The sequence below is a fragment of the Thiorhodococcus fuscus genome, from assembly GCF_042682685.1.
GTDB classification, from domain to species: Bacteria; Pseudomonadota; Gammaproteobacteria; order Chromatiales; family Chromatiaceae; genus Imhoffiella; species Imhoffiella fuscus.
Genome location: NZ_JBHUHX010000059.1, coordinates 15,242 through 41,323, shown reverse-complemented (window position 1 = coordinate 41,323; position 26,082 = coordinate 15,242). Strand labels below are relative to the sequence as shown.

The 26,082-nt window shown below is 63.6% G+C and carries 25 protein-coding genes and 1 tRNA gene; 21 read left to right on the top strand and 5 right to left on the bottom strand.

Translation table 11 applies throughout. The features are described 5' to 3' along the window. Positions 1-67 precede the first annotated feature (67 nt). The 3 genes from ACFSJC_RS18495 to ACFSJC_RS18485 all read left to right on the top strand — a co-directional run bounded on the left by ACFSJC_RS18495 (position 68) and on the right by ACFSJC_RS18485 (position 2,065). Positions 68-835 (top strand): MlaC/ttg2D family ABC transporter substrate-binding protein, encoded by a 768-nt coding sequence (locus tag ACFSJC_RS18495; protein WP_386028675.1) that lies wholly within the window; start codon positions 68-70, stop codon positions 833-835. A 54-nt stretch (positions 836-889) separates the two neighbouring features. Beyond that, positions 890-1,432, top strand: a complete 543-nt coding sequence (locus ACFSJC_RS18490) for a retropepsin-like aspartic protease family protein (protein WP_386028674.1) — start codon at positions 890-892, stop codon at positions 1,430-1,432. A gap of 117 nt (positions 1,433-1,549) precedes the next feature. Further along, positions 1,550-2,065, top strand: a complete 516-nt coding sequence (locus ACFSJC_RS18485) for a retropepsin-like aspartic protease family protein (protein WP_386028673.1) — start codon at positions 1,550-1,552, stop codon at positions 2,063-2,065. Between the two features lie 18 nt (positions 2,066-2,083). Here the strand turns inward: ACFSJC_RS18485 and ACFSJC_RS18480 are convergent, their stop codons facing one another. Continuing rightward, a complete protein-coding gene (locus tag ACFSJC_RS18480) occupies positions 2,084-3,388 on the bottom strand; it encodes a DUF3422 family protein (RefSeq protein ID WP_386028672.1) in 1,305 nt (434 codons plus the stop codon). Between the two features lie 244 nt (positions 3,389-3,632). On the opposite strand from ACFSJC_RS18480, the gene ACFSJC_RS18475 reads away from it, so the two are divergent. Together ACFSJC_RS18475 and ACFSJC_RS18470 are read left to right on the top strand one after the other, a co-directional pair. Further along, positions 3,633-5,135 carry an SUMF1/EgtB/PvdO family nonheme iron enzyme gene (locus tag ACFSJC_RS18475; protein ID WP_386028671.1) on the top strand — a complete coding sequence of 501 codons (1,503 nt, stop codon included), beginning with the start codon at positions 3,633-3,635 and terminating at the stop codon, positions 5,133-5,135. A gap of 10 nt (positions 5,136-5,145) precedes the next feature. Then, entirely contained in the window at positions 5,146-6,060 is a 915-nt protein-coding gene (locus ACFSJC_RS18470) for a PfkB family carbohydrate kinase (protein WP_386028670.1), read from the top strand. Between the two features lie 25 nt (positions 6,061-6,085). Here the strand turns inward: ACFSJC_RS18470 and ACFSJC_RS18465 are convergent, their stop codons facing one another. Beyond that, the gene (locus ACFSJC_RS18465; RefSeq protein ID WP_386028669.1) at positions 6,086-7,126 is read right to left on the bottom strand and encodes an NADP(H)-dependent aldo-keto reductase; all 1,041 of its coding nucleotides are present in this window, start codon (positions 7,124-7,126) and stop codon (positions 6,086-6,088) included. Positions 7,127-7,276: 150 nt separating this feature from the next. Between ACFSJC_RS18465 and djlA the strand changes: the two genes are divergently transcribed. The 7 genes from djlA (at position 7,277) to trpC (ending at position 14,049) form a co-directional block, all read left to right on the top strand. Beyond that, on the top strand, positions 7,277-8,107 hold the full coding sequence (gene djlA / locus ACFSJC_RS18460) for a co-chaperone DjlA (RefSeq protein ID WP_386028668.1): 831 nt from the start codon (positions 7,277-7,279) through the stop codon (positions 8,105-8,107). 188 nt (positions 8,108-8,295) lie between these two features. Continuing rightward, positions 8,296-8,988, top strand: a complete 693-nt coding sequence (gene rpe / locus ACFSJC_RS18455) for a ribulose-phosphate 3-epimerase (protein ID WP_386028667.1) — start codon at positions 8,296-8,298, stop codon at positions 8,986-8,988. A 32-nt stretch (positions 8,989-9,020) separates the two neighbouring features. Next, complete coding sequence (locus tag ACFSJC_RS18450) at positions 9,021-9,695, top strand: phosphoglycolate phosphatase (RefSeq protein ID WP_386028666.1); 675 nt, start codon at positions 9,021-9,023, stop codon at positions 9,693-9,695. Between the two features lie 112 nt (positions 9,696-9,807). Continuing rightward, positions 9,808-11,307, top strand: a complete 1,500-nt coding sequence (gene trpE / locus ACFSJC_RS18445; RefSeq protein WP_386028665.1) for an anthranilate synthase component I — start codon at positions 9,808-9,810, stop codon at positions 11,305-11,307. Positions 11,308-11,363: 56 nt separating this feature from the next. Beyond that, a complete protein-coding gene (locus tag ACFSJC_RS18440; RefSeq protein ID WP_386028664.1) occupies positions 11,364-11,945 on the top strand; it encodes an anthranilate synthase component II in 582 nt (193 codons plus the stop codon). A gap of 22 nt (positions 11,946-11,967) precedes the next feature. Beyond that, complete coding sequence (gene trpD / locus ACFSJC_RS18435; protein ID WP_386028663.1) at positions 11,968-12,987, top strand: anthranilate phosphoribosyltransferase; 1,020 nt, start codon at positions 11,968-11,970, stop codon at positions 12,985-12,987. Positions 12,988-13,251: 264 nt separating this feature from the next. Then, positions 13,252-14,049: an indole-3-glycerol phosphate synthase TrpC gene (gene trpC, locus ACFSJC_RS18430; protein ID WP_386028662.1), complete on the top strand. Its 798-nt coding sequence runs from the start codon at positions 13,252-13,254 to the stop codon at positions 14,047-14,049. A gap of 211 nt (positions 14,050-14,260) precedes the next feature. On the opposite strand, the gene crp is transcribed toward trpC, so the two are convergent. Beyond that, positions 14,261-14,917, bottom strand: a complete 657-nt coding sequence (crp, locus tag ACFSJC_RS18425) for a cAMP-activated global transcriptional regulator CRP (protein ID WP_386028661.1) — start codon at positions 14,915-14,917, stop codon at positions 14,261-14,263. A gap of 245 nt (positions 14,918-15,162) precedes the next feature. Between crp and ACFSJC_RS18420 the strand changes: the two genes are divergently transcribed. Next, a complete protein-coding gene (locus ACFSJC_RS18420; RefSeq protein WP_386028660.1) occupies positions 15,163-15,579 on the top strand; it encodes an OsmC family protein in 417 nt (138 codons plus the stop codon). A 175-nt stretch (positions 15,580-15,754) separates the two neighbouring features. Here ACFSJC_RS18420 and coq7 read toward each other — a convergent pair whose 3' ends face one another. Together coq7 and ACFSJC_RS18410 are read right to left on the bottom strand one after the other, a co-directional pair. Next, entirely contained in the window at positions 15,755-16,414 is a 660-nt protein-coding gene (gene coq7, locus ACFSJC_RS18415) for a 2-polyprenyl-3-methyl-6-methoxy-1,4-benzoquinone monooxygenase (protein ID WP_386028659.1), read from the bottom strand. Between the two features lie 61 nt (positions 16,415-16,475). Further along, on the bottom strand, positions 16,476-17,627 hold the full coding sequence (locus tag ACFSJC_RS18410; RefSeq protein ID WP_386028658.1) for a (Fe-S)-binding protein: 1,152 nt from the start codon (positions 17,625-17,627) through the stop codon (positions 16,476-16,478). Between the two features lie 264 nt (positions 17,628-17,891). Between ACFSJC_RS18410 and ACFSJC_RS18405 the strand changes: the two genes are divergently transcribed. From ACFSJC_RS18405 to ACFSJC_RS18370, 8 genes are all read left to right on the top strand, one after another. Continuing rightward, entirely contained in the window at positions 17,892-18,206 is a 315-nt protein-coding gene (locus ACFSJC_RS18405; protein ID WP_386028657.1) for a (2Fe-2S) ferredoxin domain-containing protein, read from the top strand. 324 nt (positions 18,207-18,530) lie between these two features. Continuing rightward, positions 18,531-18,968: a 50S ribosomal protein L13 gene (rplM, locus tag ACFSJC_RS18400; protein ID WP_007039391.1), complete on the top strand. Its 438-nt coding sequence runs from the start codon at positions 18,531-18,533 to the stop codon at positions 18,966-18,968. An 11-nt stretch (positions 18,969-18,979) separates the two neighbouring features. Next, complete coding sequence (gene rpsI / locus ACFSJC_RS18395) at positions 18,980-19,369, top strand: 30S ribosomal protein S9 (protein WP_386028656.1); 390 nt, start codon at positions 18,980-18,982, stop codon at positions 19,367-19,369. A 96-nt stretch (positions 19,370-19,465) separates the two neighbouring features. Next, positions 19,466-19,539, top strand: a tRNA-Gln gene (locus tag ACFSJC_RS18390). A gap of 646 nt (positions 19,540-20,185) precedes the next feature. Continuing rightward, positions 20,186-21,127 (top strand): helix-turn-helix domain-containing protein, encoded by a 942-nt coding sequence (locus ACFSJC_RS18385; protein WP_386028655.1) that lies wholly within the window; start codon positions 20,186-20,188, stop codon positions 21,125-21,127. A gap of 288 nt (positions 21,128-21,415) precedes the next feature. Continuing rightward, entirely contained in the window at positions 21,416-22,435 is a 1,020-nt protein-coding gene (locus ACFSJC_RS18380) for a DmsE family decaheme c-type cytochrome (protein WP_386028654.1), read from the top strand. A 74-nt stretch (positions 22,436-22,509) separates the two neighbouring features. Further along, positions 22,510-25,320: an MtrB/PioB family outer membrane beta-barrel protein gene (locus ACFSJC_RS18375; RefSeq protein WP_386028653.1), complete on the top strand. Its 2,811-nt coding sequence runs from the start codon at positions 22,510-22,512 to the stop codon at positions 25,318-25,320. A 74-nt stretch (positions 25,321-25,394) separates the two neighbouring features. Further along, entirely contained in the window at positions 25,395-26,078 is a 684-nt protein-coding gene (locus tag ACFSJC_RS18370; RefSeq protein ID WP_386028652.1) for a c-type cytochrome, read from the top strand. Positions 26,079-26,082: the final 4 nt, after the last annotated feature.

Sequence of the window (26,082 nt, the reverse complement as noted above, 5' to 3'; positions counted from 1 at the left end):
CCCAGTGCCGTCGCAGTCGTCGGATGCGATCGATCCCGCCCAGATCACAATGTACCGGAGGAATTCGATGAAAGCGTCACTGATGTCGTTCGCCGTCCTGTCTCTCGGTCTCTCTGCGGGGCTGGCGGCCCAGCCCTATCCTTACGCACCAGTACCCGGGGCTGCGCCCTACGGCCCTGCACCGATGCCCTATGCGCCCCCGACCGTCGCGCCCTGGGGCGCGCAGGCCTATCCGTTCGAGACGGCGCCGGGGTTGCAGGATGGCGGGCAGTCCCGATCGGCGGCGCCGGGGGATGGCGATGGGGCGCGATCGCTGCCCGCGAGACCCGCCGGCCCGGTGGCCGAGGCCGGCGCCAGACTCAAGGAGGGCATGGACCGTCTGCTCAAGTTCCTCGGTGAGCAGGATTCGATGAACAAGCTTCAGGTCGCGGCCTTTCTCGATCGCGAGATCGCCCCCTACTTCGACTTCGATTCCATGGCGCAATGGGTCGCGGGTCCGGCCTACCGCTCCATGTCGCCCAAGGAGCGTTCGGATCTGACCGCCTGGCTGGAGTCCGATTTTCTCAGCGTGTTGGCCAGCAATCTGGTCGGTTATCAGGGGCAGCAGGTCCGCATGCTGAAGCCTCGGCACGGCCCGCGCGGCACGGTCAACATCAATGTGGCGATCCTGCGGGCGGGAGAGTATCCGTCGACCCTGCAGTTCCGCATGGCTCCATCGGACCAGGGGTGGCGTGTCTACGATGTGGTCGCCAACGGTCGGAGCGCTGCCTCCTACTATCGGGTTCAGTTCCAGCGCATGGCGGGGTCTGTGCAGGGTGAGCCGGCCGTTCGATGAGGTCCGTTGCGCTCATGCCCCGGCTGGCCTCGTGAGCCGTCGGGCGCGTCTGCAATGAAGGGGCGGGGCTCGCGCGGGAGCGATCCGAACGTCCGTATCGGGCGTCTCATGCTGCTGGGCGCCTGGGTGGTCGGGTTGGGGCTCCTGTTCGGTTTCTTCGAGGGCGTCATCGATCGCCAGGAGAATCCGAATCCCGATCCGATCGCCACGCAGGGGCCGGGCGGGACGCGGCAGGTGGTCCTTCGGCGCAATCGTTCGGGTCACTATGTCGCGACCGGGACCATCAATGGCCGGCCGGTGCGCTTTCTGGTCGACACGGGGGCGACCCAGGTCGCCTTGCCGATCGATCTCGCCCGCCAGCTCGATCTAACGCTACGCCCAGGCGGGAACAGCATGACCGCGAACGGTGTGGTGCGGACTTGGAGCGCGCGGCTCGATCGCGTCGAGATCGGCGGTCTGGTGGAGCGCGACGTTCGGGCGAGCGTGCTGCCGAACATGCCGGGCGATTCGGTGCTTCTGGGCATGAGCTATCTCAAGCATCTCGAACTTGTCCAGCGCGGAGATACGCTCACGTTGCGCCGCCATTCCACGCCCTGATCGATCGGGCGTCGGGCGCACCGCTCGTCTGGGGTTCGGATTCGCGGTAAGCTCGCCCCGCTCGGGCGCCCCGAGGGGCTCGACGTGCATCTTCATTGCGGTCAGAGGTGCTTGGATTTGAAGAATCCGGTGAACAAGGGGAGAGTGGGGACCGCGATCGTCGGCCTGCTCGGTGTCGCGATGGTGGTGGTGATGTCTCAGACCGGCCGTCGGGGCAATCCCAATCCATATCCGGTCGCCTTCATCGGTGAGGGCGACGTCCCACAGGTGGTTCTGAAACAGAACGACTTCAGCCAGTTCGTCACTACCGGTCGGATCAATGACCGGCGGGTCGATTTCCTCGTGGACACGGGCTCGGTCGATGTCGCCATGCCATATCGTGTCGCCGAGCGGCTCGAACTCCACCTGACCCCAGGGCATGTCAGCAAGACGGGCAACGGCAACGTGCAGAGCTGGACCGCCTGGCTGGATCGTGTCGACATCGGAGGGCTGGTCGTCAACGGGGTCAAGGCGACCGTGCTGCCCAACATGCAGGGCGATCAGGCCTTGCTCGGCATGGCCTATCTGAGGCATCTCGAAGTGGTGCTGGCCGGCGGCGAGATGACCCTGCGTCCCTATGCGGAGCGTCCCTGAGGCGCGATCCGTTTGCGGCTATCCACGGTGCTTCTCGGCTTCGAGCAGACGCGCCTTCATGCGTCGCAGGCCGAGCCAGGCGATCAGGACCACCAGCGGGGCCGATAGCCCCGTCGCATAGCTGGCGTCGATCGGAAAGCCATGGCCCTCGATCCCTTTGAAGAGATAGCCGATCAGACCGACCCCGTAGTAGCCGATGGCGATCACCGAGAGTCCTTCGACCGTCTCCTGTAGACGCAATTGGAGCTTGGCGCGCTGGTTCATGGATTCCAGCAGACTGCGGTTCTGCTCCTGAAGCCCAACCTCTACGCGGGCGCGCAGCAAGCTGGTTAGACGCGCAGCCCGTTCTGCCAGGCCCTGCTGGCGCTTGGAGGTCGAGGTGCAGGTGGCGACGGCCGGCGCGAGTCGGGCCTCAAGGAACTCGGTGAAGGTTTGGAGCCCCTCGATGCGTTTCTGGCGAAGCTGTTCCAGTCGCTGCTGGACGACGCCGTAGTAGGCGCGCGACGCCTCGAAGCGAGAGTCGGTGCGCGCCGCGACGGCCTCGATCTCGGAGGCCAGGGTCGTCAGGTCGTCGAGCAATTCGCTCTCGGCGCTCGATCCCGCTGCCTCCTTCTCGGTCATGCGCGCGGCGACCGCGACCAGCCGACGGTCGCCTTGGCTCAGGATGACATTCGCCTCGCGGGCGATCGGCAGTCCAATCAGCGCCATGGCCCGATAGGCGTTCAGTTCGAGGATGCGTTTGACCAGCCGCCCGGCCTGGCTGTTGGATAGCCCCTGGTCGCGCACCAGAATGCGCGAGTAGCCGTCGCTGTGGATGCGCATGTCCGACCAGGCACGTCCGGCCCCACCGACCACCTCCGAGCCGATGATGGGATTGCCCGAAAAGAAGGAGTCGAGTTCCTCCTGGCTGCGTTCCGGCATGTCGCGTGATTCGAGCGCGAGCGAGGTCGCCGTGACGACCTCGCCGGGCATGTCGCGCAGCCATGCCTCGGGCAGCTCCCGCAATACGGGTTGTGCGAAGGGGTGGATGAAGGCGCCGTGCTTGGTGAAGGTGTAGGTGACGAATTCGGTGTGACGCTCCCAGAGCAGGCCGATGTCGCCGAGCATGGCCGAGTAGTGCTGGTCGATTTGATCCGGGATCGGCAGTCCATAGCATTCGAGCAGGCGGAACAGGTGCCGCAGGTTGCGACCGCTGCCGCGCTCGCCGCAGATGGCCGCCAGATGCGAAACGCGTTCGGGCGCATGCAGCGGCTCATAGTTGCGCGCATGCAGTTCGGCGACGGCCTGATGACGCAGCGGATGTTCCTTGAACGGCAATGGCATGGTGAAGCAGCTCCTGGCGACGATGGGCCGCACAGATTAGCGGGAAATCATGACCCGACAAAGTCGTGATCTCTGTCGGTCCAGGGCGCTGGCGTTTGGGGTGGGCGAATTCTTCGCCGCCTTTTCGGGGGCTGTTGAAGTGACTCGCGTTTTGGTGGATAAGTACAGCTGATCATGGGCCTTTGCGCGCAGTGGATCGATCGAGCCGTGCGCCAGAACGGGTGCCGGCACTTCGGGTGGCTGGATGAATACACGCATTGAGATGTCTCTCGGGATGACCGAACAAATCGACTCGCAAACACAATATGACGACGAAACCGAGTCCTTGCGCAAGACGCTTGAGCGGATGCGCAAGGAGGCGGAGGAGGAAGTCATGCGCCTCAATCGCCGGCTCGCCGAACGGGAGTTCGAGCAGGACAGCTCGGTCGCGACCGCGACCGAGCGTCTCGCCATGCAGCAGGAGATGACGGTTCTGCAGCAGACCCTGGAGGCGAAGGAGCAGGCGCTCGACCACATCACCGAGGAGTGTCGCCGACTCGAAGACGAGCTTGAGGACCAGAACATGGCCTTCGACGGTCTCAAGCAGGAGGTCGAGCGCAAGGACAAGGCCGTCCAGGAACTCCAGTCCGAGCTCGACCGGCTGCGCGACGAGGTCGCCATGCTCAAGGCCCGACCGGAGGAGCCGCCTTCTCCGGTGGTGATGTCCGCCCCGGTTGTTTCCGAGCCGCCGAAGATTCAGACCGCCTGGATCGTGATCGGGGCGCTGGTCATGTTCGTGCTGCTGTCGGCCACCATGCTCAGCTTCCTCTATCTCTTCTGGGACCGGATCCATATCCAGCTTCCGGGGCTTCAGCTCGGCGGTGCGGTCCCGGTCGAAATCATCGCCGAGCGTCCGCCGACGTCGATCGCCGTCCAGGCCCCGGACCCGAAGCCGGCCAGTGCGCCGGTTGCGGCGCCGGAGGCTCCGGCTGCGGTTGGGGCGTCGTCTTCGCCCGAGGTCGCCGCGACGCGGCCCGCGTCGCCTCGGGTGCGCAACGACCGTTTGCGCAGTGGTGCCCTGGGGCCGACGATGGTGCTGGTGGAGGGCGGTCGCTTCAAGATGGGCAACGCCAGCCTTGCGGGGGCGGATTTCAGCCCGCCGCACGAGGTGACGGTTGCGTCCTTTCTGATCGGTCTCAACGAGGTGACCTTTCAGGACTATGCCCGATTCACGCGCGCGACCGGCCGCGCGCCACCCGACGACTACGGTTGGGGACGTGGCTCGCGTCCGGTGGTCGGGGTGAGCTGGGACGATGCCAGCGAGTACGCAGCATGGCTCTCGCGGGAGACCCGCAGGGTGTATCGGTTGCCGACCGAGGCCGAGTGGGAATATGCCGCTCGGGCGTCAACCAATACGCCTTTCTGGTGGGGCTACGGCATCGAACCGGGTCGGGCCGTCTGTTTCGACTGCGGCTCGCGCTGGGACAACCGCTCCACCGCTCCGGTCGGATCCTTTCCTGCCAACCCCTTCGGTCTTCATGATACGGCCGGCAATGCCATGGAGTGGGTTGACGACTGCTACACCCCCAATTATCGCGGCGCCCCGACCGATGGGCGCTCCTGGCGCGTTCCCGGCTGTGCCGAGCGGGTCGCGCGCGGGGGTGCCTTCAACAAGCCTTCCTCCTCCATGCGTGCCTTCATCCGGGCGCATTTCGCGCCGGAAGCGCGGCTCGATATGCTGGGCTTTCGGGTTGCCCGCGATCTCTGATCCCTACGGCATGTTCCCGACCGGCGGCGGTGCGATCCTCGGCGTCGGTATCGTCACGCTGGATCTCGTCAATCAGGTCGAGACCTATCCGGTCGAGGATGCCGAGATCCGCGCCCTGAGTCAGCGTCGGACGCGCGGCGGCAACGTGGCCAACAGCCTGGGTGTGCTGAGCCAACTGGGGCATGTCTGTCGCTGGGTCGGGACCCTGGCCGACGACGACGCCAGTTGCTGGGTTCGCACGGATTTCGCGCGCCAGGGCATCGATACGGTCCATGCGGTCGTCCATCCGGGCGGGGCGACGCCGACCTCGTACATCGCGTTGAGCCGTGCCACCGGGAGCCGGACCATCGTTCACCATCGCGATCTGCCCGAACTGGATGCGGACGCGTTCGCGCGGGTTCCGCTCGACGGATTGGGTTGGGTGCATTTCGAGGGCCGCAACCCGGCCGAGACCGGCCGCATGATCGATCGCGTGCGTCGGCTCGCGCCCGGTATTCGGGTGTCGCTGGAGTTGGAGAAGCGCCGAGATGGGATCGAGGTCTTGCTGGATCGACCCGATCTCATCCTCGCTGGACGCACCTATGCCGAGGCGCTGGGTTTCGCTTCGCCCGATGCCTTTTTGGTCGACCTGATGTCGCGCACCCGGGCTCGGCTCTGCGTCGCGGCCTGGGGCGCTGCGGGTGCGACCTTGGCCGTGCGCGACGGCGCGATCGCGCATGTCCCGGCCGTGTCGCCGCCGCGCGTGCTCGATACCCTGGCGGCTGGCGATACCTTCAATGCGGGCGTCATTGACGCGCTCATGCGCGGCCTTGAGCCGTGTGCGGCGGTCGAGCGGGCCGTGCGGCTGGCCGGGTTCAAATGTGGTCGCGTCGGGCTCGACGGACTCGTCGAGGAGGCGCGCCGAGCCGGACTGGTGCTTGCGTGATGGCGGCGACGTCTCGTCGTTTGGATCAGGGCGCCGGATTGGGCTGCTCGACGTGGATCGCCTCGATTTCGGCGATCAGGTCGGCATCCAGCGTCAGATCGATGCTCGCCAGGTTGCTCTCCAACTGCTCCAGCGTGGTGGCGCCGATGATGCTGGCGGTGGTGAAGGGGCGGCTCGTCACCCAGGCGAGCGCCATCTGGGCCGGGTCCAGTCCGTGGCGACGGGCCAGTGCCACGTATTCGCCGGCCGCGCGCTCGGTCTGTGGGTTGGAGTAGCGGCTGAAGCGTGAGAAGAGTGTGATCCGGCCATCGGCGGGTCGCTGGCCGTTGAGATATTTTCCCGACAGGACGCCGAACGCCAGAGGCGAATAGGCCAGCAATCCGCACTGCTCGCGGATGGCGACCTCGGCCAGCCCGATCTCGAAGCTGCGATTGAGCAGGTTGTAGGGATTCTGGATGCTCACCATGCGCGGCAGCCCCTGCTGCTCGGCGAGCGCGAGAAAGCGCATCAGACCCCAGGGCGTTTCGTTGGAGACGCCGATGTGGCGGATCTTGCCCGCCTTCACCTGATCGGACAGCACCTCCAGCGTCTCCAGCAAGGGGATGCTCTCGTCCTCCGCGCTCTCGGTGTAACCGAGCTTGCCGAAGAAGTTGGTCTTGCGATCTGGCCAGTGCAACTGGTAGAGATCGATCCAATCGGTTTGCAGCCGCTTGAGACTGGCGTCGAGCGCGGCCTCGATATTGGGTCGGTCGAGCCGGTGGCTGCCGCCCCGGATGTGGGGCAGCCAGTCGCCCGGTCCGGTGACCTTGGTCGCCAGCACCAATCGGTCGCGGCATCCTCTGGATTTCAGCCAGGTTCCGATGTACTGCTCGGTGCGGCCCTGGGTCTCGCCCATGGGGGGCACCGGATACATCTCGGCCGTGTCGATGAAATTGATTCCGGCCGCCACGGCGCGGTCCAGTTGGGCGTGAGCCTCGGCCTCGGTGTTCTGCTGGCCGAAGGTCATGGTGCCGAGGCAGAGCGCGCTGACCTGGATGTCGGTTCGTCCTAGTGGTCTGAGCTGCATGATGTCTCCTCTCGGGATGGGCGTGATATGTTTCCTCGATCGAGCCAGGTTCGATTCAATGGCGGCTCGATGGTGTCGTGACTGCGATTGTACTCCTCGCGGTGCTCATGGCCGGGCGCGACGGGTAAGGGATTTGTGGGAGGGTGGATCATGCGTTGGTTGGGCACGGCGGCTGGTGGCGCCCTGGGCTTGCTGTTCGGCGGCCCGGTCGGGGCTATGTTCGGCGCCATTTTGGGGCAGGGCGTCGACCGAGGTTTGGCCGGAGGTTATCTCCGCGCCGATCTGTCGGCCGAGCAGCGTGGACGCATCCAGGAGCGGTTCTTCGAGGCCACCTTCAGCCTCCTGGGGCATCTCGCCAAGGCCGACGGTCGGGTCAGCGAGGCCGAGATCGCCTATGCCGAATCGGTGATGGATCGCATGGATCTGTCGCCCGCGTTGCGTCGTAGCGCGATCGATCTCTTCACTCAAGGCAAGTCGGCGCAGTTCGACTGCTTCGCGATGGTCGAGGGGGTGAGCCGCTCCTGTTCCGGGCAGCGCGCGCTATTGCGGTTGCTACTGGAGGTTCTGCTGGGCATGGCCTATGTCGAGTCGGCACCGACCCGGGCGCAGCGGGATCTGCTGGATCAGGTGCGACGCGCTCTGAAGGTTTCTGCGGTCGAGTTCAAGGGACTGGAGCATCTGGTGATGCTGCAGCGTCGCGTGCAGGCGGCAGCTGGGCGCGAGCGCGGGGGAACCGATGAACGTGCGACGGACGAGGCGCCTAGGGCGCATCCCCTATCCGAATTCTATGCCACGCTTGGCATCGAGCCCGAGTCGAGCGTGCCCGAGATCAAGCGGGCCTATCGACGTCTGCTGAGTCAGCACCATCCGGACAAGCTGGCCTCGCGCGGTTTGCCAGAGGAGGCGCTGCGCATGGCGGCACGCAAGACCCACGAGATCCGCCGTGCCTATGAGGCGATCGCCCAGACCCGTGGTTTCTGAATCTTCATTCCGCGATCCAGACCTTGCGGTCGAGTGAAAATCTCGCGCGCATGGGGTAGAGTTGCTCGCTGCTAGAGGCGTCGTCCGCCTCAAGACGGCACCAGATTCGAGATTCCAATAACGACTACATCCTGATTCGGGCGGCGGCGCTTGGGCTTCCGTCACGCGCATCCTGGGGGACACGACAGATGGCGGCTGATCTCATTGCACCTTCGATTCTTTCGGCGGACTTCGCCAAGCTCGGCGAAGAGGTCGACAACGTCTTGGCGGCGGGCGCGGATATCGTCCATTTCGATGTGATGGACAATCATTACGTGCCCAATCTGACCATCGGCCCGCTGGTCTGCGAGGCGCTGCGTAAGCATGGCGTCACGGCACCAATCGACGTGCATCTGATGGTCAAGCCGGTCGATCGCATCATTCCGGACTTCGCTGCGGCGGGTGCGACCTACATCACCTTCCATCCCGAGGCGAGCGAACACGTCGATCGCACCCTGCAACTGATTCGCGGCGAGGGCTGCAAGGCGGGCCTGGTCTTCAACCCGGCGACCTCGCTGAGCTACCTGGACTATGTGCTGGACAAGGTGGATATGATCCTGCTGATGTCGGTCAATCCGGGCTTCGGTGGTCAGAGCTTCATTCCATCCGCCCTGGACAAGCTGTGCGAGGTGCGCGAGATCATCGACGATTCGGGTTTCGATATCCGGCTCGAGGTCGACGGCGGGGTCAAGGCCGACAATATCGCCGAGATCAAGGCGGCGGGCGCCGACACCTTCGTCTCCGGATCCGGTATCTTCGGCAAGGCCAAGGAGACGGATCCACACCGCTACGACAGCATCATCCGTCAGATGCGCGAGGCATTGGCCTCCGTCGATTGCTGAAACGCCACGCCTAACCAAGGAGCTGTTACCGCATGCTGCGGCCGAAGATGATTCTGCTCGACCTGGATGGAACGCTCGTCGATAGCGTTCCGGATCTCGCCTATTGCGTCGACGCCATGATGGCGCGGCTCGGTCGCCCGGTTCGAGGCGAGGCCGCCGTGCGGACCTGGGTGGGCAACGGGATCGAGCGTTTGGTGCGTCGCGCCTTGATCGGCACGCTGGACGGCGAGCCCGAGGAAGTGGACTACCAGCGCGCCTATCCCATCTTCCTCGAACTCTATGCCGAGAATACCTTCAAGCGCTCGGGTCTCTATCCGGGCGTGCGCGAGGGAATCGATTTTCTGAAGGCGGCGGGGTATCCGCTTGGGTTGGTCACCAACAAGGCACGCTGTTTCACCGAGCCATTGCTGAGGCATGTCGGGCTTTACGACGACTTCGGCATTCTCGTGTGCGGCGACACCTTGCCGCGCAAGAAGCCGGATCCACTGCCCTTGCTGCATGCGGCCGGTCATTTCGCTGCCGCGCCGGAGGACTCGCTGATGATCGGCGACTCGATCAGCGACGTGAAGGCGGCGCGGGCCGCCGGCTTCGGGATTATTTGCACCAGCTACGGTTACAATCACGGCCAGGACATTCGCGATTCCAACCCAGATGCCGTGATCGATTCACTCACCGAACTCCAAGGCCTCTTGGCCCCGGCGGCCTGATCGGGGGCTGCCAGCATGAGCATACCGGCTAGACGAGCAATGTTGGAGCGGCGATGGCGACGCTAGGACGCCTCCGCCAACCCTAGATTTCGTTTTTTGCTCGGAGATCCCGATGACCCCGAAGACCTTTCGTGCCCTGTCCGACCAGGGCTATAACCGTATTCCCGTCTCCTGCGAGGTGCTCGCCGACCTTGAGACCCCGTTGAGCGTCTATCTCAAGCTGGCCGACGGTCCCTATTCCTATCTGCTCGAATCGGTCCAGGGCGGCGAGAAATGGGGGCGCTACTCCATCATCGGTCTGCCCTGCCGCACCCGCATCCGCATCAGCGGACGTCGGATCCGGGTCGAGCGCGACGGTCAGGTCGTCGAAGAGGTCGAGAGCGCGGATCCGCTGGCCTGGCTGGAGGAATTCCAGCAGCGCTTCCAGGTCGCCGACATGGCCGGTCTGCCGCGCTTCACCGGCGGACTGGTCGGCTATTTTGGCTACGACACCATCCGCTACATCGAGCCCCGGCTCGGCGACTGTCCCAATCCGGATCAGCTGGGTACCCCGGACATCCTGCTGATGGTCTCGGACGAGGTGGTGGTGTTCGATAACCTCAGCGGGCGCATGTACATCGTCGTGCATCTGGATCCGACTGCGGGCGACACCCTGGAGGCGGGCGAGGCCCGGATCGCCGAGCTCACCGACCGCATGTGTCACAGCATGCCGAACGTCAACGGCGGATCCGAGCGCAAGGTCGACGAGTCGGACTTCGTCTCCGGCTTCACCGAGGACGGATTCAAGCAGGCGGTCGAGCGCATCAGGGAATACATCCTCGAGGGCGACTGCATGCAGGTGGTGCTGTCCCAGCGGCTCTCGATCCCCTTCCAGGCGCGCCCGCTGGACCTCTATCGGGCGCTGCGCGGGCTCAATCCCTCGCCCTACATGTATTTCATGGATTTCGAGGACTTCCAGGTCGTGGGCTCCTCGCCCGAGATCCTGACCCGGCTCGAGGACGGTATCGTCACCGTGCGTCCCATCGCCGGAACGCGCCGGCGCGGCCAGACCGAGGAAGAGGACAAGGCGCTCGAGGCCGAGCTCCTCGAGGATCCCAAGGAGCTGGCCGAGCATCTGATGCTGATCGACCTGGGCCGCAACGACGCCGGGCGCGTCGCCGAGATCGGCAGCGTCCGGGTCACCGACCGCATGATCGTCGAGCGCTATTCGCACGTGATGCACATCGTCTCCAACGTGATCGGCGAGCTCAAGGAGGGCATGAGCGCCATCGACGTGCTGCGCGCCACCTTCCCGGCCGGCACCGTCTCGGGCGCGCCCAAGATCCGCGCCATGGAGATCATCGACGAGCTGGAGCCGGTCAAGCGCGGGGTCTACTCGGGCGCCATCGGCTACATCTCCTGGGGCGGCAACATGGACACCGCCATCGCCATCCGCACCGCGGTCATCAAGGACGGAACCCTGCACATCCAGGCCGGCGCCGGCATCGTGGCCGACTCCCAGCCGGAGATGGAATGGCAGGAGACCATGAACAAGGGCCGCGCCGTCTTCCGCGCCGTGACCGCCGCCGAGATGGGCGTCGATCGCTACGGCTGCGGCGTGAAGCGGGTCTGAGGGCGGTCGATCCGTCCACTCCTTGGTGCTGAACGAATTTTAGGGATGGCTGCAACATGCTGCTGATGATCGACAACTACGACTCCTTCACCTACAACCTGGTGCAGTATTTCGGCGAGCTGGGGGCCGAGGTGAGGGTGGTGCGCAACGACGAGATGAGCGTCGAGCAGGTGGTCGCGCTCCAGGCCGAGCGCATCGTCATTTCCCCGGGGCCCTGCACCCCGAACGAGGCCGGCATCTCGGTGCCGCTGATCCGGACCATGGCCGGGCGCGTGCCCATCCTCGGCGTCTGTCTCGGACACCAGTCCATCGGTCAGGCCTTCGGCGGCCATATCGTCAAGGCGTCCGAGGTCATGCACGGCAAGACCTCGAAGGTGTATCACACCGACCAGGGCGTCTTTTCCGGTCTTTCCAATCCATTCGAGGCGACCCGCTATCACTCGCTGGTCATCGACCCCGAGCGTCTGCCCGACTGTCTGGAGGTGACCGCCTGGACCCAGACCCCGGATGGCGAGCGCGAGGCGATCATGGGCGTGCGTCATCGCGAACTGGCGGTCCAGGGCGTGCAGTTCCACCCCGAGTCCATCCTCACCGAGCACGGCCACGCCATGCTGCGCAATTTCATCGAGGACCGCTGAGCGCATCAGCGAGGAGTCTGATATGGAGATGAAGGATGCCATCGCCCGTTGCATCGAGCGTCGGGATCTGAGCGGCGACGAGATGACCCGGGTGATGCGCACCATCATGACGGGTGGTGCGGCGCCGTCGCAGATCGCTGGATTCCTGGTCGCGCTGCGCATGAAGGGCGAATCCGTGGCCGAGATCGCCGCCGCCGCCGCGGTGATGCGCGAGCTGGCGAGCGGCGTGGAGCTGGACGGGTTCGATCACACGGTCGACATCGTCGGCACCGGGGGCGATTCGTCCGGGACCTTCAACGTCTCGACCACGAGCATGTTCGTCGCCGCCGCCGCCGGCTGTCGCGTCGCCAAGCACGGCAACCGCTCGGTTTCGAGCAAGTCGGGCGCGGCCGACGTGCTGGAGGCGGCCGGCGTGCGTCTGGATCTGACCTCGGATCAGGTCGCCCGCTGCGTGCGCGAGGTCGGCGTCGGCTTCATGTTCGCACCCGGCCATCACAGCGCCATGAAGTATGCGATCGGGCCGCGCCGCGAGCTGGGCGTGCGGACCATCTTCAACGTGCTGGGTCCGCTGACCAATCCGGCCGGGGTCCCGAACCAAGTGCTGGGCGTCTTCAGCGACTCCTTGCTGGAGCCCCTGGCCCAGGTGCTCCAGCGCCTGGGCAGCCGTCACGTCCTGGTCGTCCATTCGCGCGACGGTCTGGACGAGATCAGCATCGCCGACATCACGGACGTCGCCGAGCTCAGGAATGGCGAGATCCACCGCTATGCCATCCGCCCGGAGGACTTCGGTCTGGTGCGCTCCCAGCTTGATGCGATCCGCGTCCGCGATCCGGCCGAGAGCCTGGAAATGGTCCGCTCGGTCCTGGCCGGTGATGCCGGTTCGGCCCGCGACATCGTCCAGCTCAATGCCGGTGCCGCCATCTATGCGGCCGGCCGCGCGGAGACCCTGGCCGAGGGCGTCGCGACCGCCGGCGAGGTGCTCGCGAGCGGCGAGGCGGCGAGACGTCTGGAGCAGCTGGTGGCGCTGACGAGTGGTTTGTAGCTGCCAGCTTCCAGCCGCCAGCCTTCAGCGGAGCGTGCAGGATTACTTGGCTGTTTTCTCATCTGGTTGGCCACTTGCATCGGTTGCGTAGAGACTGAGCAAGGGGCGAGCATCCGCGTAGGATGCGATGAGCATCGCGAATCGCATCGTTCGCGATCGGTGCGGTTCGTTCCTCACCGCATCCTACGAGGGCACCCGACATCAAGCTGGAAGCTGACAGCTGGAGGCTGGTAGCTCCCATCTATCCCACAACGGTAGAACGACATGGCAGAGACCCCGGATATCCTCAAGAAGATCGTGCGGCGCAAGGTGGAGGAGGTGCGTGCCTGCGCCGAGCGTCTGCCCATGTCCGAGCTCGCGGCGCGGATCCCTGATGCCTCGCCGGTGCGCGGCTTCGCCGATGCGCTCGCCGCCCGCGTCGCGGCCGGACAGCCGGCGGTGATCGCCGAGGTCAAGAAGGCGAGTCCCAGCAAGGGGCTGCTGCGCGAGGACTTCCGTCCGGCCGAGATCGCCGCCAGCTATGCGCGCTCGGGCGCGGCCTGTCTGTCGGTGCTGACGGACATCGATTTCTTCCAGGGCAGCGACGCCTATCTGATCGAGGCCCGCTCGGCCTGCGACCTGCCGGTGATCCGCAAGGATTTCATCATCGATCCCTATCAGGTCCGGGAGGCCCGGGTCATCGGGGCCGACTGCATTCTGCTGATCGCGGCCTGTCTCGAGGACGCCCAGCTCGCCGATCTGAGCGCGCTGGCGCACTCCTTGGGGATGGACGTACTGGTCGAGGTGCACGACGCGGAGGAGCTTGAGCGTGCCTTGGCGGTTTCCGGGCGTCTGATCGGCATCAACAACCGCAATCTGCGCACCTTCGAGGTCTCGCTGGAGACCACGCTGGGTCTGCTGGAGTCCGTTCCCGAGGATCGGCTGCTGGTCACGGAGAGCGGCATCCTGGCGCGCGAGGACGTGGGCCTGATGCGGGAGAACGGGGTGAACGCCTTTCTGGTCGGCGAGGCCTTCATGCGTGCACCGGATCCGGGTGCGCAGCTCGCCAGTCTGTTCTTCTGATGCCTGTAGGGCGCAATAGGCCGCCTTCGAGGGTGGCTTCGTCGCTTTGTGGCCGGTGAAGGGTTCGATGAGCTGCCGTCGTTCGATCTTGGGGGCGGCCGTATTGCGCCGTTCGTAAGGATGTAGGGTCCGTTGTGCGGACCAAATCGCTTGCCTGCCATGCGGCGCAATACGCTGTCGCTATTGCGCCCTACGCCGGTTTCGGAAAGCGCTATCGGGTCCCGTAGACCACGATGGTCTTGCCCTTGACGCTGACCAGTCCCTGTTCTTCCAGGTTCTTCATCACCCGCCCCGCCATCTCGCGCGAACAGCCGACGATGCGGCCGAGTTCCTGGCGGGTGACGCGGATCTGCATCCCGTCGGGATGGGTCATGGCGTCGGGCTGCTTGCAGAGATCGAGCAATGTGCCGGCGATACGGCCGGTAACGTCCAGGAAGGCGAGATGTCCGACCTTGCGGCTGGTGATCCGCAGGCGCTGTGAAAGCTGCAATCCGATGCTGTAGAGAAACTCCTTGGCAACGTCGCGCAACTCGTCGCTCAGCAGACGGTCGAGACGCTGGTAGGTGATCTCGGCCACCTTGCACTTTGTCCGGGTGCGGATGATGACGCTACGGGTGTTCTGAGGAACGAACAGTCCCATCTCGCCAATGAATTCACCCTTGTTGATATAGGCGAGCATCAATTCGCGACGCTCTTCCTCATCGAAGATGAGGGCGGACACCGAACCCTCGATCAGGTAGTAGAGACTTTCCGCAGCCTGTCCCTGTCGAATGAAATCGACGTTCTTGTCATAGCTTTTGGTATGGCACTGAGCCAGAAAGGGTTCCAGCCACTTAGGATCTTCCTTCAGGGGTCTCAGAATAGTCATAGGTTGCTGTGTCGTCCGGGCCGCGTTTTTGAAAGATTCTAGGCGTGGTATGGCGCCTTGTCGAACTGTGCTAGCCTCGCCCGAGGTCTTGATAAACAGGGGCGTTTGGGTCGACGTGGGGGGAGGCGAGACACGTCGCTCCTCAGTGTCCTGTGTACAGTTTTGCGGTCGTCGGTGCAACCTGGGGACCGGAATGCGATCTTCATCCAGCGAAGACTGGATCGGATAATCAAAGAGGTTAGTTGATGAAGGCGAGGGTTAAGTGGATCGATGGGGCCGCCATGCTCGGTGAATCCGCATCGGGGCATGGTGTTGTCATGGACGGTCCGCCGGAGCTGGGAGGACGTAATGTCGGTGTCAGGCCGATGGAGATGCTGCTTCTGGGGATGGGGGGATGCACCCAGTTCGACGTGCTTCTGATCCTGCGCAAGGCGCGTCAGGAGGTCACCGATTGTGTCGTGGAACTGGAGGCCGAGCGGGCCGAGTCAGACCCCAAGGTATTCACGCGCATACACGCCCATTTCATCGTTACCGGCAAAGGTTTGGATCCCACACGGGTCGAGCATGCGATCCGTCTTAGCGCGGAAAAATACTGCTCGGCTTCGATCATGCTCGGTGCGTCGGCCACCGTGACGCACGATTTCGAGGTACGCGAGGCCTGAAGGTGCACCTTGTCGTCGGGCGTTGCGTTCGCCCCTGTCTGAATGGGCGGGTTTGGGAGGGTCGGTCGGTTTTTCCAAAGCGCTTCGCTCGGAGGTGACTTCCCGGCATTGAGGTCTTCCCGGGTTTCGCGATGCTTCACCCGGGCTATGGTGCGCGCGTTGCGGGTCCTGGTGCTTAAATCCAGTAGACGGTGCGGGTCATGATGCGCGAGGTCAGCTTCATCGCGGCCCGGATCGGGGCCGGCAGATCCACGCCTCCGGCCGTCTTGGCCACCTGGGCGTGGTGGACCTCGTCGGCCTTCATCTGTTCCAGTATCGAACGGCTCTTGCCATCCAGGGCTGGGATCTGCTCCAGATGTCCGGCCAGGTGGTTCTCCACCTGCCGCTCGGTTTCGACCACGAATCCGAGGCTCCACTTGTCCCCGGCGAGCCCCGCTGTAGCGCCCATGGCGAAGGATCCGGCGTACCAGAGCGGGTTCAGCAGGCTTTTGCGGTCGCCGAGCTCATTCAGTCGCTCCGCGCACCAGGCGAGATGATCGTTCTCCTCGGCTGCCGAGCGCTCCATGCGGTCGCGCGTCTCGGGAAGTTTGGCGGTCAGTGCCTGACCCTGATAGAGGGCCTGGGCGCAGACCTCGCCGGTGTGATTGATGCGCATCAGGCGCGCGATGTGTCGGCGCTGGTCGTTGCGCAGTTCCGGTTCCAGATGTACGTCGGCGGGGTTCGGGCGCTCGGTCGTTTGGGGGCGGCCAAAGAGGGTGCGCAATGCCTGGTCGGCATTCATGAGCAGACGGTCCACCGACGAGTAGCGTCGGGCCTGATGGGTGTGTGTCGTCATGTCGAAATAAACCGTTTGAATGATGCGATGCACAAGAGTCTGAGTTTCGGATCGTCGCTTTTCAACTCGGCATTTGTCGAGCCAGCAACTCCACCGGATGGATGACCTCGACTGAACGTCCTGCCTCCTGGACGCCGGCGAGCAGGTGCAGGGCGCAGCCGGAGTTGGTCGTGACGATGATATCCGGGGCGGCGGCCAGCGCTGGGTCTAGCTTGTCGGCGAGCAGGGCGGCTGCCATTTCGGGCTGTTGTAGCAGATAGGTTCCGGCGGCGCCGCAGCAGCGATGATTCTCCGGCATCGGAGCCAGTTCCAACTCCGGGATTCGCGCCAGCAGATGATGCACGGAGGCGTTTCCTCCCAGCAGGTTGCGGTGCGAGCAGGGTTCGTGAACCAGTACCCGTGCCTGCAGCGGATGCAATTGGAGCGCCTCGGGCCAGGATTGTCGATCGAGGTAATCGCAGATCTCCCAGGCGTCGGCGGGTTCGGGCGATTCGCGCAGCTCGGCGATGCAGGCGCTCGACAGTCCGACCAATGGGCGATTCGAGCCCGCCTCGATCCGTGCATTGCGATGCGACTGGGCGGCATCTGAGAAGCCGTTGTGCCGCAACATGGCCCCGCAGCAGGACGCCGTGCCGGGAAGGTCGGCGCGAATGCCTAGTCGCTCGAAGACCTCCATCGCCGCCGCGATGGCTCCACCCTGCGCCGTCTCGCCGCTACAGCCCACGAAAAGTTCGATGTCGCTCGATTCCCGAGTCTCTGGAATGAAGGTGCGGGCATTGACCGCGATGGCCCCCGTGAGCCGCAAGAAGGGGGACAGCCTCGGATGCCGGTCGAGCCGCAGCCATCGAGCCAGCCGAGCCAATGCGCTGTGCGCATAGCTTCTGGCGAAGCGTCCTAGGTTCGCGTTGATGCGCGGATTGGACAGGGCGGCGATCCAGGTCTGGTTGAGCGCGCGGCGCCAGCGTGACAGGCTGGCCACCCTGCGTGCCTTGGCGCCATCCATGATTCGGCCGAATGTCACTAAGGATGGGCAGCCGGTCTCGCAGGCTCGGCAGGTCAGGCAACTGTCCAGATGGCCGGCCAATTTTGACGTCATCGCCAAGTCGCCGTTCACCCAGCCCTGGACGAGCGAGATCCGTCCGCGCGGCGAATCCGCCTCGTTGCGGGTCTGGGCGTAGGTCGGGCAGAGCGGCAGACAGAGTCCGCATTTCACGCATTGATCGGCGAGTCTGAGCAGTTCCTGATCCGAGGGACCGGATCGGTCCGTGGGGCAATGAGAGTGGATCGGTCGTTCGGCGCGACCGTTTCGCAGCAGTTGTTTCACAGGGCAAGCAAGGGAGCGGTTGATTCGCGAAGGATCGATAAGGATGAGAGACGTGGTCGGGGCGAGAGGACGTCCAAGGGTTAGGCGACCTTGGTCGCGCCGAGTCATGGTAACCTCGAAGCCGTGTCACGAGTGTAATTCAGGCTATTGACGATGGCTTACTACAAAACGCATCTGTTCGTTTGCACCAATCAGCGCGACGATGGCCGCCAATGTTGCTCCGCCTCCGGTGGGAGCGCGGTGCGGGACTACCTCAAACGTCGCATCAAGGAGCTCGGCTTGGCCGGGCCGGGCGGCACGCGGGTCAACGCGGCGGGCTGTTTCGGTCGCTGCGGCGAGGGGCCGGTCATGGTGATCTACCCGGAAGCCGTCTGGTACAGCTTCGCGAACGAAAATGACGCCGAGGAAATTCTTCAGGAGCACGTCATTCACGGACGTGTCGTCGAGCGGCTGAAGTTGCCCGGTTAGGCCGACGCGTCGCGCGCCGATTGCTGGCTTGTATTCGGTGCGGCATTCGGAGAGAATAGTCGGCTACGCGAACAGGCCGCCAGCCCGGATGCCGAAGTCGAATTCAGCGCTGGGCGCCACAGACGCAAGGCGATTCGGTAGAGCCTGCCCCTCCGTCGACGGGGAGTAAGAGACTCTAAATGGGAGTCGCTACCCTTGACGATTTACCTAGTTGCGTCCGTGATTTTGATCGTGTATAGTTCGCGGTCTTTCTCGAAAGCAATGAATTTACGGCCTGCGCGCAATCATAACACAGTGCGCCGGGCTCCCCCGGAGCGAAGGATCATGACGACGACTGTTAGCGCCAAACCCGCCGAGGTTCGCCGCGCCTGGTATCTGGTTGACGCCGATGGTAAGACCCTCGGTCGCTTGGCCAGTGAACTGGCGCTTCGCTTGCGTGGCAAGCACAAGCCCCAGTACACCCCCCATGTGGACACTGGCGACTATCTCGTCGTGGTCAATGCCGAGAAGATTCGTGTGACTGGCAATAAGTTGCAGGACAAGATGTACTACCGTCACACCGGTTACGTCGGCAACCTCAAGTCCACCAATCTGAGCAAGCTGCTTGAGACCGCTCCGGAACGTGCGATCGAGCTGGCCGTTAAGGGCATGCTTCCACGCGGCCCGCTGGGACGCGCCATGTTCAAGAAGCTGCGCGTCTATGCCGGACCGAACCACGGTCATCAGGCACAGCAGCCTCAGGTCCTTGAGCTCAACGTATAGGAATTTCTGGAATGTCCGAAACGCAACTCGCTACCGGTCGCCGCAAGACATCTGCAGCACGGGTCTTCCTGTCGGTGGGCTCCGGTACCATCACCATCAATGGTCGTCCGCTCGATAAGTTCTTCGGTCGTGAAACCGCTCGCATGGTCGTGCGTCAGCCGCTTGAGACCGCCGGTCTCGTCGACCGTCTCGATGTCAATGTCACCGTGTCCGGTGGCGGTAACACCGGGCAGGCCGGCGCCATCCGTCACGGCATCGCCCGCGCACTCGTTCTCTATAACGAGGAACTGCGCTCCCCGATGCGTCGCGCTGGTTTCTTGACTCGCGATGCGCGCGAAGTCGAGCGTAAGAAAGTGGGTCTGCACAAGGCACGTAAGCGTCCGCAGTTCTCCAAGCGTTAATTTTCGCCCCTGTATCTGGTGTTCTCTTGGGCAAACAACGGTTATAATTACCGTCCCAGTGGAGATCACCGGATCTGGCGCTGAAAAGCAGTTTATTGGGGGATCGTCTAGCGGCAGGACTACGGACTCTGACTCCGTCAACCAAGGTTCGAATCCTTGTCCCCCAGCCAAACAAAAGAAGGGCTTAGCCGCAAGGTTAAGCCCTTCTTTTTTGTCTTGATTTTCGGTTTTGCCTATAGCGGCAGGCGTCATCGCTGCCAACGGGATCTCCGCCTAGATCGCTCCTTCCTTGCGCGCGCACCCTGGCGGCCGACATGTTCGGCTGGCGATATGTACAAAGGCATGTTTCCGCGCACCCGTTTCTGTCTCATTCTCGTCTTCGTCAGGCCGCGCTTTCAACCCGAGATAGTGGTCGGTTCTGCATTTCGATTCGTGTATTCGGTTTAGTCGAATGTCAGTCGTTCGGGTGCTGATTGCGCTCAGTCGTCGCTGGCGTTCGCCTTTCTAAGTCTAGGCTCGCTGCCGGACAGATCGATTCTGATCCTCGTCTGCGCCTCGACGCGTCTTCCTGTCTTCTTGAGACTGGAAGGGATTTTTGTACACATATCGATTTGCGTTTGTGAATGACAAACGTCAATAGTGTAAATTTATATTTACTCTTGATTTGATGTAAGTCATTGACGATGCATCTCACGTCGATCACATTGAAAAATAAATGTGTAAAAAATCGGCAGATCGGTCTGCCTGGAATTGCCGATGGATGGATCTGATTTCAGCCGCCATAAGCGGTTGCCGCAGCGAAATGAACTCCTTGGCGTGATTGATCCGTCGCGGATCGAGGCGAGTGCAACCCTTTTCGATGCCTTGGCCCAAGGCGTCGATGCGTTTGGGCTACATGAGTCAACCGCGAAGGTGTGCCAGCGTCAGAGCGTTCTGCGCTGTGGCGTGGGGCGGGTCGAGATGCTGAAGATCAAAGGCACCGCACTTGCCATCGACGCAGCAGGATGCGGCAACGCGGCCCGTATTGCGGCGTTGGTCCTGCTCGAAGGCGCGGGTGTCATCCGTCAGGGCGAGCGCCGGGTCGAGTTGGAGGCAGGGGATCTTTGTTTGCTGCGCAGCGGACGGCCACTCTCGCTCGATGTCGTCGGGCCCTACCGTATGGCGATGGTCGAGGTGTCGGAGGAGGAAGTCGTCGATCGTTTTCCGCTGTGGCGCGCGGCCATGATGACGCCGATCCGTGGCACGAGCGGTGTCCCTGCGGTCTTTTGCGATGCCGTGCGTTCGCTGCATCGCTGGCAGGATTCGTTGAGCGTTTCGGCAGGGAGCGATCATCTGGCGGATGTCATCATCAATCTGATCGGTGCCCTGATCTGTTTCGCGGTTCCGGTCAACCAAGACTGCCTTCGGCAATCGCTGTTGCAAAAGGATCGGATCAAACAGGTCGTTTTGAGCAATCTGCGCAATCCCGACCTGGACGTGGATCTGATCGCCGCTTCGGTCGGGCTCTCTGCCCGTCAGGTGCACCGGGTTTTCGCCGACGAAGGAACCTCCCTGATGCGCTGGGTTTGGGTGCAGCGGTTGGAGCAGTGCTACCGCGAGCTGTGCCAGGAGCCATCGGGACGCCGGTCGATCAGCGACGTCGCCTTCACCTGGGGCTTCAACGACCAAGCCCATTTCAGCCGGGCCTTCCGTAAGCATTTCGGTCTGTCTCCGCGCGACGCGCGCCGCCGCGCCTCCTCCGAACTCCTCATCGACTGATCGTCGTCGCTCTCAGGGCGACCTCGGGTGCTGGTGGCTTCCCGGCCCCCGGCAGGACGCATTGCGTCCTATTCATTCGGGTGTCACGCAGAGTCAAAACCCCTGTCATTTTGCGTCAATAATGCCGCCGGCCTCTTTGTCAGACTAGACCCGTGTCCTCAGGCCCCTGAATTTCGGAGGGCCGCTCCCTGATGGCTCCCTCCGGGCTACGACCTCAGGGCGATAAGAAATACAGACGGGCGCCGGTCCTGGTGCTCGATCAGAACGATAAGAAGATCGAGGAGTGCAATGAGCATCTATTCCTTGCTTGTGCCCGCTCGCGCGGGAGGGCGGCTGGCGGCTGCGACTGTGTTGGCGCTGCTGGCCGTTTCCTGTTCGCCCAGCCACCAGGGGACGGTCCCCGACGAATCCAACTCGGCCCATCCTGGGACGGAGGTGGATCTGATGAATCAGGATTCGACCTATATTGGGGAGAAGGCCTGTCTCGAGTGCCATGCACATGCGAACGAGCATGCCAGCATGGGCAAGCATCTGAAGGCGTTTCGCTCCAATCCGCGCACGCCGGCCCAGACCGAGATGTGCGAGGCCTGTCATGGGCCGGGGTCCAAGCACGCCGACGATAGCCTGAACCGCTCGCTGATCATCGGCTACACCCGTGACTGGGGGACGCCGGTGGCGGTTCAGAATGCCCAGTGTCAGACCTGCCACAAGGGTGGCGGTCAGATGCACTGGACCAGCTCGGCCCATGATCGGGCTGGCGTCGCCTGCAGCGACTGTCACAACCCGATGGTGAAGAACTCGTTGAATGGCGCACTGGTCCGTTCGACCGTTTCCGAGACCTGTTTCAACTGCCACCAGCAACAGCGAGCGGACTTCCACAAGCGATCCCACATGCCGCTGCCCGAGGGCAAGATGAGCTGCGTCGATTGCCACAATCCGCACGGTTCGAGCACCAGTCCCTTGCTCAAGGGCGATAGCGTCAACGACGTCTGTTACACCTGCCACGCCGAGAAGCGCGGTCCCTTCATCTGGGAGCACGCCCCGGTGCGCGAGAACTGCGCCAACTGCCATCTGCCGCACGGCTCGAACAACGAGAAATTGCTGGTCGCGCCGCGTCCCTGGCTGTGCCAGCAGTGCCACGACGCCTCGATCGGTCATCCCGGTCAGCTGTTCAACAACAGCCAGACGGCGGCATCCGCCTTGATCGGTGGTGCCCAGAGCCAACGCGTCATCGGGCGCTCCTGCCAGAACTGTCATACCCAGGTCCACGGCAGCAATCATCCCTCCGGTGCGAGGTGGCAGCGATGAACCGAACACTCACCGAAGGACTGTGTCATGCCCCGCTTCGGGGTCAATGCGGACGCAAGACGGGGAGGAGCGAGATGACACCGTGGCGAAAGACCTTGGCGCTCTGCGTCTCAGCGGCGGTCGCGCAGATGATCGCCGCCCCGGTACGAGCGGATTCGGCGGCCGGCGTCGGCGAGCATCTGGGCAATGCGCTCAATCCTCTGACGCTCAAGACCGTTCCCGAGCACGATCCGGACGGTTTGGATGCCTGGCCGGACGAGCGCACCCCGACCGGCAAGCTTTTGGGCTGGCCGGCGAAGGTGCCGGAGACCAGCTCCGCCGGGGATGGGTGGGACTATCATGGCCAGATCGAGATCGGCGGCATGGCGACCGGCGGCGATACGGAGAATGCCTGGTTCCGAACCTACAAGGATCTGCCGAACTCCGGGCTCTATCTGAACAATTTTTCCGTGCAGGCGGAGCAACTGGGCAAGGGTAAGGGCTACTTCTTCGAGGCGTTGGGCGGCGGTGTCGGCTATCGCGATCAATTCGAGGGTATCAGCCTCGGACGCTATAACGACTGGTCGGTGAAGTTCTTCTATAACGAGACCCCGCACGTCTTCACCAACCGCTATCGCAGCCTCTGGAGCGGTGTGGGCAGCAGCAATCTCACCCTGAACGGGGTGCCGGCCGGTGGGGTCGGGGTCAAGAACGCGGACGGCACGATGAACGCGACGGCCAGCCAGACCGCGACCGTCTCGGGGCTGCGAAACGCGATCGAGGCGGTGGAGGACTCGGAGCTGAGTCTGGTTCGCGAGACCGGTGGCGTGAGCTTCGACAAATACATTTCCAGCAAGTGGCGCTTCATCGGGCGCTACAGCCTGGAACATCGCGACGGCTCGCGCCCCTTCGGTGCCGTGTTCGGCGGCGGTGGCGGCGGCGGAAGCGTGGAGATCCCGGAATCGATCGATTACGACACCCACGACATTCTGGCCATGCTGCGTTTCGACGACGGCAAGAACAGCCTCAATCTGCAGACCAACGTCTCGCTGTTCCGCAACAATATCGACACGCTCACCTTCGAGAACCCGCTCTACGTTTCGACCAACACGGTCGCCGCATCCTCGGGTGTGCTGGATCCGACCCGCTTCACCGGCGGGCGCTACGATCTCTACCCAGATAACGATTTCTACAACATCAAGGCCGAATACGGTCGTTCGATGCCGGAGTGGTACCACAGTCGTCTCACCGCGACCGTGTCGCTGAGCAAGATGAAGCAGAATGATCATCTGATCGCGCCCACGACCAGCGATCTGAGCGGCATCTCGATCAACGGCGTTTCGGCCGAGAACAATTGGAACACCACGTCCGCGCTGAGTCGTCAGCGTTCTGGCGCCGAGATCGATACCCGGCTGTTCGACGTAGCCTTCTCGATGCGTCCCACCGACAAGCTCGGGCTCGACACCAAAATCCGCTACTACGAGACCGACAACAAGACCGAGTATCTGGCCTGCAACCCGCTCACCGGGCAGTGGGGCCGCTTGCTGAACGATGGCACCGGCGGCGCCTTCGCCTTCCCCGACACCACGGCTGGAAACAATCCGGCGGGAACCCTGGCCACCGCTTACGACTCGGCCGGTTGCAACCTGGATGCGGTCAAGGCGTTGGGGCTGGTCCCCAGTTCGGGCGCGTCCAACATCCGCAACGTTCCCTATGAGTACAGCAAGACCAACGTCGAGTTCGGCGGCGAATACCGGCTGGCCCGAGGTCAGACCATCACCGGCCACATCGAGCGCGAGCAATACCATCGCGAGTATCGCGAGCGCGATTCGACCTGGGAGGACATGCTCAAGATCGGTTATCTGAATCGGGCCTACCAATGGGGGACCATCAGGGGCTCCGCCGAAGTCGGTCGTCGGCGCGGCGACAGCTACGATCCCGACCCCTACAAAGAGTTCTTCAGTGTCTCATTGGGGCCTGAGCCGACTGCCGACACGACCAATCTCTTCAGTTGGATCCATGCCATGAAATCCTTCCGCAAGTTCGATCTCGCCGACCGCGATCGTCTGGCGCTCGACCTGCGTCTGGACTTCATCGCACGGCACGATCTGGACGTGGGGATCAGCGGTCAGTATCGCCAAAACCGCTTTCCCGACTCCGATTTCGGGCGCAAGGACAATCAGACGCTCGGCACCGCCTCGCTGGACGTCAACTGGCAACCGTCCGCCAAGCTGGGGCTCTATGGCTATTACAGCTATCAGCGCTCCTCCATGACCCAGTCCAGCATCCAGCCGAACGGCTGCGTCATCGGCAACTACTACTACTTCTACAGCGATGGCGCCGTCGGCAGTGGATCCACTCCAACCGCCCCGGCGCGCAGCGGCGCGAGCCTGGTCGATACGGTGTTGGTGTCGTCCGGCGAGTGGAGCGCTCAGTGCGGCGATCATGCGGCCAACAGTCCGCTATGGACGGAGAGCCGCAAGTGGACCGTCGACTACGACGACACCAATCATGCCATCGGTCTCGGTGGGCGCTACGATCTCGGCTTCGCGCGGCTGGAACTGGACTACAGCTACGTGACCGGCACCTCCAGCCTGGACTACAACTACAACGATGCGGCGCTCGGCCTGAGTTCCACCATCGTGGCGCTGGCCGGGGGCGGCATGCCCGATTCAGACTACAACCAGCACACCCTAGGCCTGAATTTGGTCTTCCCCATCTCCAAGTCGGTCGCCCTGCGCGCCATCTACCGCTACGAACAGGGCAGCGTCGACGATTGGCACTATGCCGGGGTGGCCGCCAACCCGGTACCCACTGACTCGGGAAGCCAGGCGGTCTACCTGGATGCCGGATCCCAGGACTATCACGACAACACCTTGGGCCTGCTGGTGCAGGTGAACTTCTGAACCTCATGCGATGCGGGTCCGGGGACCGATGCGGTGTCCGGGCCTGGTCGTCGCACTTCGCGGGGAGATCCATCGTGCGCAATTTCGTTGAGACTCATGGCGGCCCGTTCGGGGCCGTCAGCGGTCGAGCGCTGCTCGGTCGTGCCATCCAGGGGGCGATGCTGGCCCCGATCCTGATCCTGGGCGTCACCTCGGCGACCGCCGAGACGGTCGATGCCGGGCGCATCGTCAAGGACAGCTGTGCGGCCTGTCATACCCAGAGCGGCAACAGCGTCGCGCCGCCCTTTCCCAAGCTGGCCGGAATGGACCCCAGCTATCTCGCCAAGCAGATGCGCGATGTCGCCAGCGGGGTGCGCAAGAGCGACATCATGGGGCCGATCATGGCCGAGCTGGAACGTGGCCAGATCAATGCCCTGGCCGACTATTTCGCGCGCCAGCCGCGCACTCCTGGAATCGTCACCCATCCGAATCTGGTGGAGGAGGGCGAGCGCATCTATCGGGAAGGCAACAAGGAGCACGGTGTGCCGGCCTGCGCTGGCTGCCATACCCCGGATGGTGGCGGTGCGCCCCGGTTTCCCATGATTGCGGCGCAGAATGCCGACTATGTGGTTCAGCAGTTGAAAAATTTTCGTGACGGCGAGCGCGCCAACGATTTGGGCAGGCTCATGCGCACCGTGGTGTCGCGTTTGAGCGAGGCCGAAATCCTGGCAGTCGCTCAATATGTCGCCTCCATGCCGGTCCCCCCGGCTGCGCGCTGAAGGA

Coding starts and splice junctions, on each gene's coding strand:
- djlA (WP_386028668.1), top strand. CDS start 7,277: ATGCGTTGGTTGGGCACGGCGGCTGGTGGCGCCCTGGGCTTGCTGTTC.
- trpE (WP_386028665.1), top strand. CDS start 9,808: ATGACCCCGAAGACCTTTCGTGCCCTGTCCGACCAGGGCTATAACCGT.
- ACFSJC_RS18375 (WP_386028653.1), top strand. CDS start 22,510: ATGACACCGTGGCGAAAGACCTTGGCGCTCTGCGTCTCAGCGGCGGTC.
- ACFSJC_RS18495 (WP_386028675.1), top strand. CDS start 68: ATGAAAGCGTCACTGATGTCGTTCGCCGTCCTGTCTCTCGGTCTCTCT.
- coq7 (WP_386028659.1), bottom strand. CDS start 16,414: ATGACGACACACACCCATCAGGCCCGACGCTACTCGTCGGTGGACCGT.
- crp (WP_386028661.1), bottom strand. CDS start 14,917: ATGACTATTCTGAGACCCCTGAAGGAAGATCCTAAGTGGCTGGAACCC.
- ACFSJC_RS18380 (WP_386028654.1), top strand. CDS start 21,416: ATGAGCATCTATTCCTTGCTTGTGCCCGCTCGCGCGGGAGGGCGGCTG.
- ACFSJC_RS18450 (WP_386028666.1), top strand. CDS start 9,021: ATGCTGCGGCCGAAGATGATTCTGCTCGACCTGGATGGAACGCTCGTC.
- ACFSJC_RS18480 (WP_386028672.1), bottom strand. CDS start 3,388: ATGCCATTGCCGTTCAAGGAACATCCGCTGCGTCATCAGGCCGTCGCC.
- trpD (WP_386028663.1), top strand. CDS start 11,968: ATGGAGATGAAGGATGCCATCGCCCGTTGCATCGAGCGTCGGGATCTG.
- ACFSJC_RS18490 (WP_386028674.1), top strand. CDS start 890: ATGAAGGGGCGGGGCTCGCGCGGGAGCGATCCGAACGTCCGTATCGGG.
- ACFSJC_RS18405 (WP_386028657.1), top strand. CDS start 17,892: ATGGCTTACTACAAAACGCATCTGTTCGTTTGCACCAATCAGCGCGAC.
- rpsI (WP_386028656.1), top strand. CDS start 18,980: ATGTCCGAAACGCAACTCGCTACCGGTCGCCGCAAGACATCTGCAGCA.
- rplM (WP_007039391.1), top strand. CDS start 18,531: ATGACGACGACTGTTAGCGCCAAACCCGCCGAGGTTCGCCGCGCCTGG.
- trpC (WP_386028662.1), top strand. CDS start 13,252: ATGGCAGAGACCCCGGATATCCTCAAGAAGATCGTGCGGCGCAAGGTG.
- ACFSJC_RS18470 (WP_386028670.1), top strand. CDS start 5,146: ATGTTCCCGACCGGCGGCGGTGCGATCCTCGGCGTCGGTATCGTCACG.
- rpe (WP_386028667.1), top strand. CDS start 8,296: ATGGCGGCTGATCTCATTGCACCTTCGATTCTTTCGGCGGACTTCGCC.
- ACFSJC_RS18475 (WP_386028671.1), top strand. CDS start 3,633: ATGAATACACGCATTGAGATGTCTCTCGGGATGACCGAACAAATCGAC.
- ACFSJC_RS18440 (WP_386028664.1), top strand. CDS start 11,364: ATGCTGCTGATGATCGACAACTACGACTCCTTCACCTACAACCTGGTG.
- ACFSJC_RS18465 (WP_386028669.1), bottom strand. CDS start 7,126: ATGCAGCTCAGACCACTAGGACGAACCGACATCCAGGTCAGCGCGCTC.
- ACFSJC_RS18420 (WP_386028660.1), top strand. CDS start 15,163: ATGAAGGCGAGGGTTAAGTGGATCGATGGGGCCGCCATGCTCGGTGAA.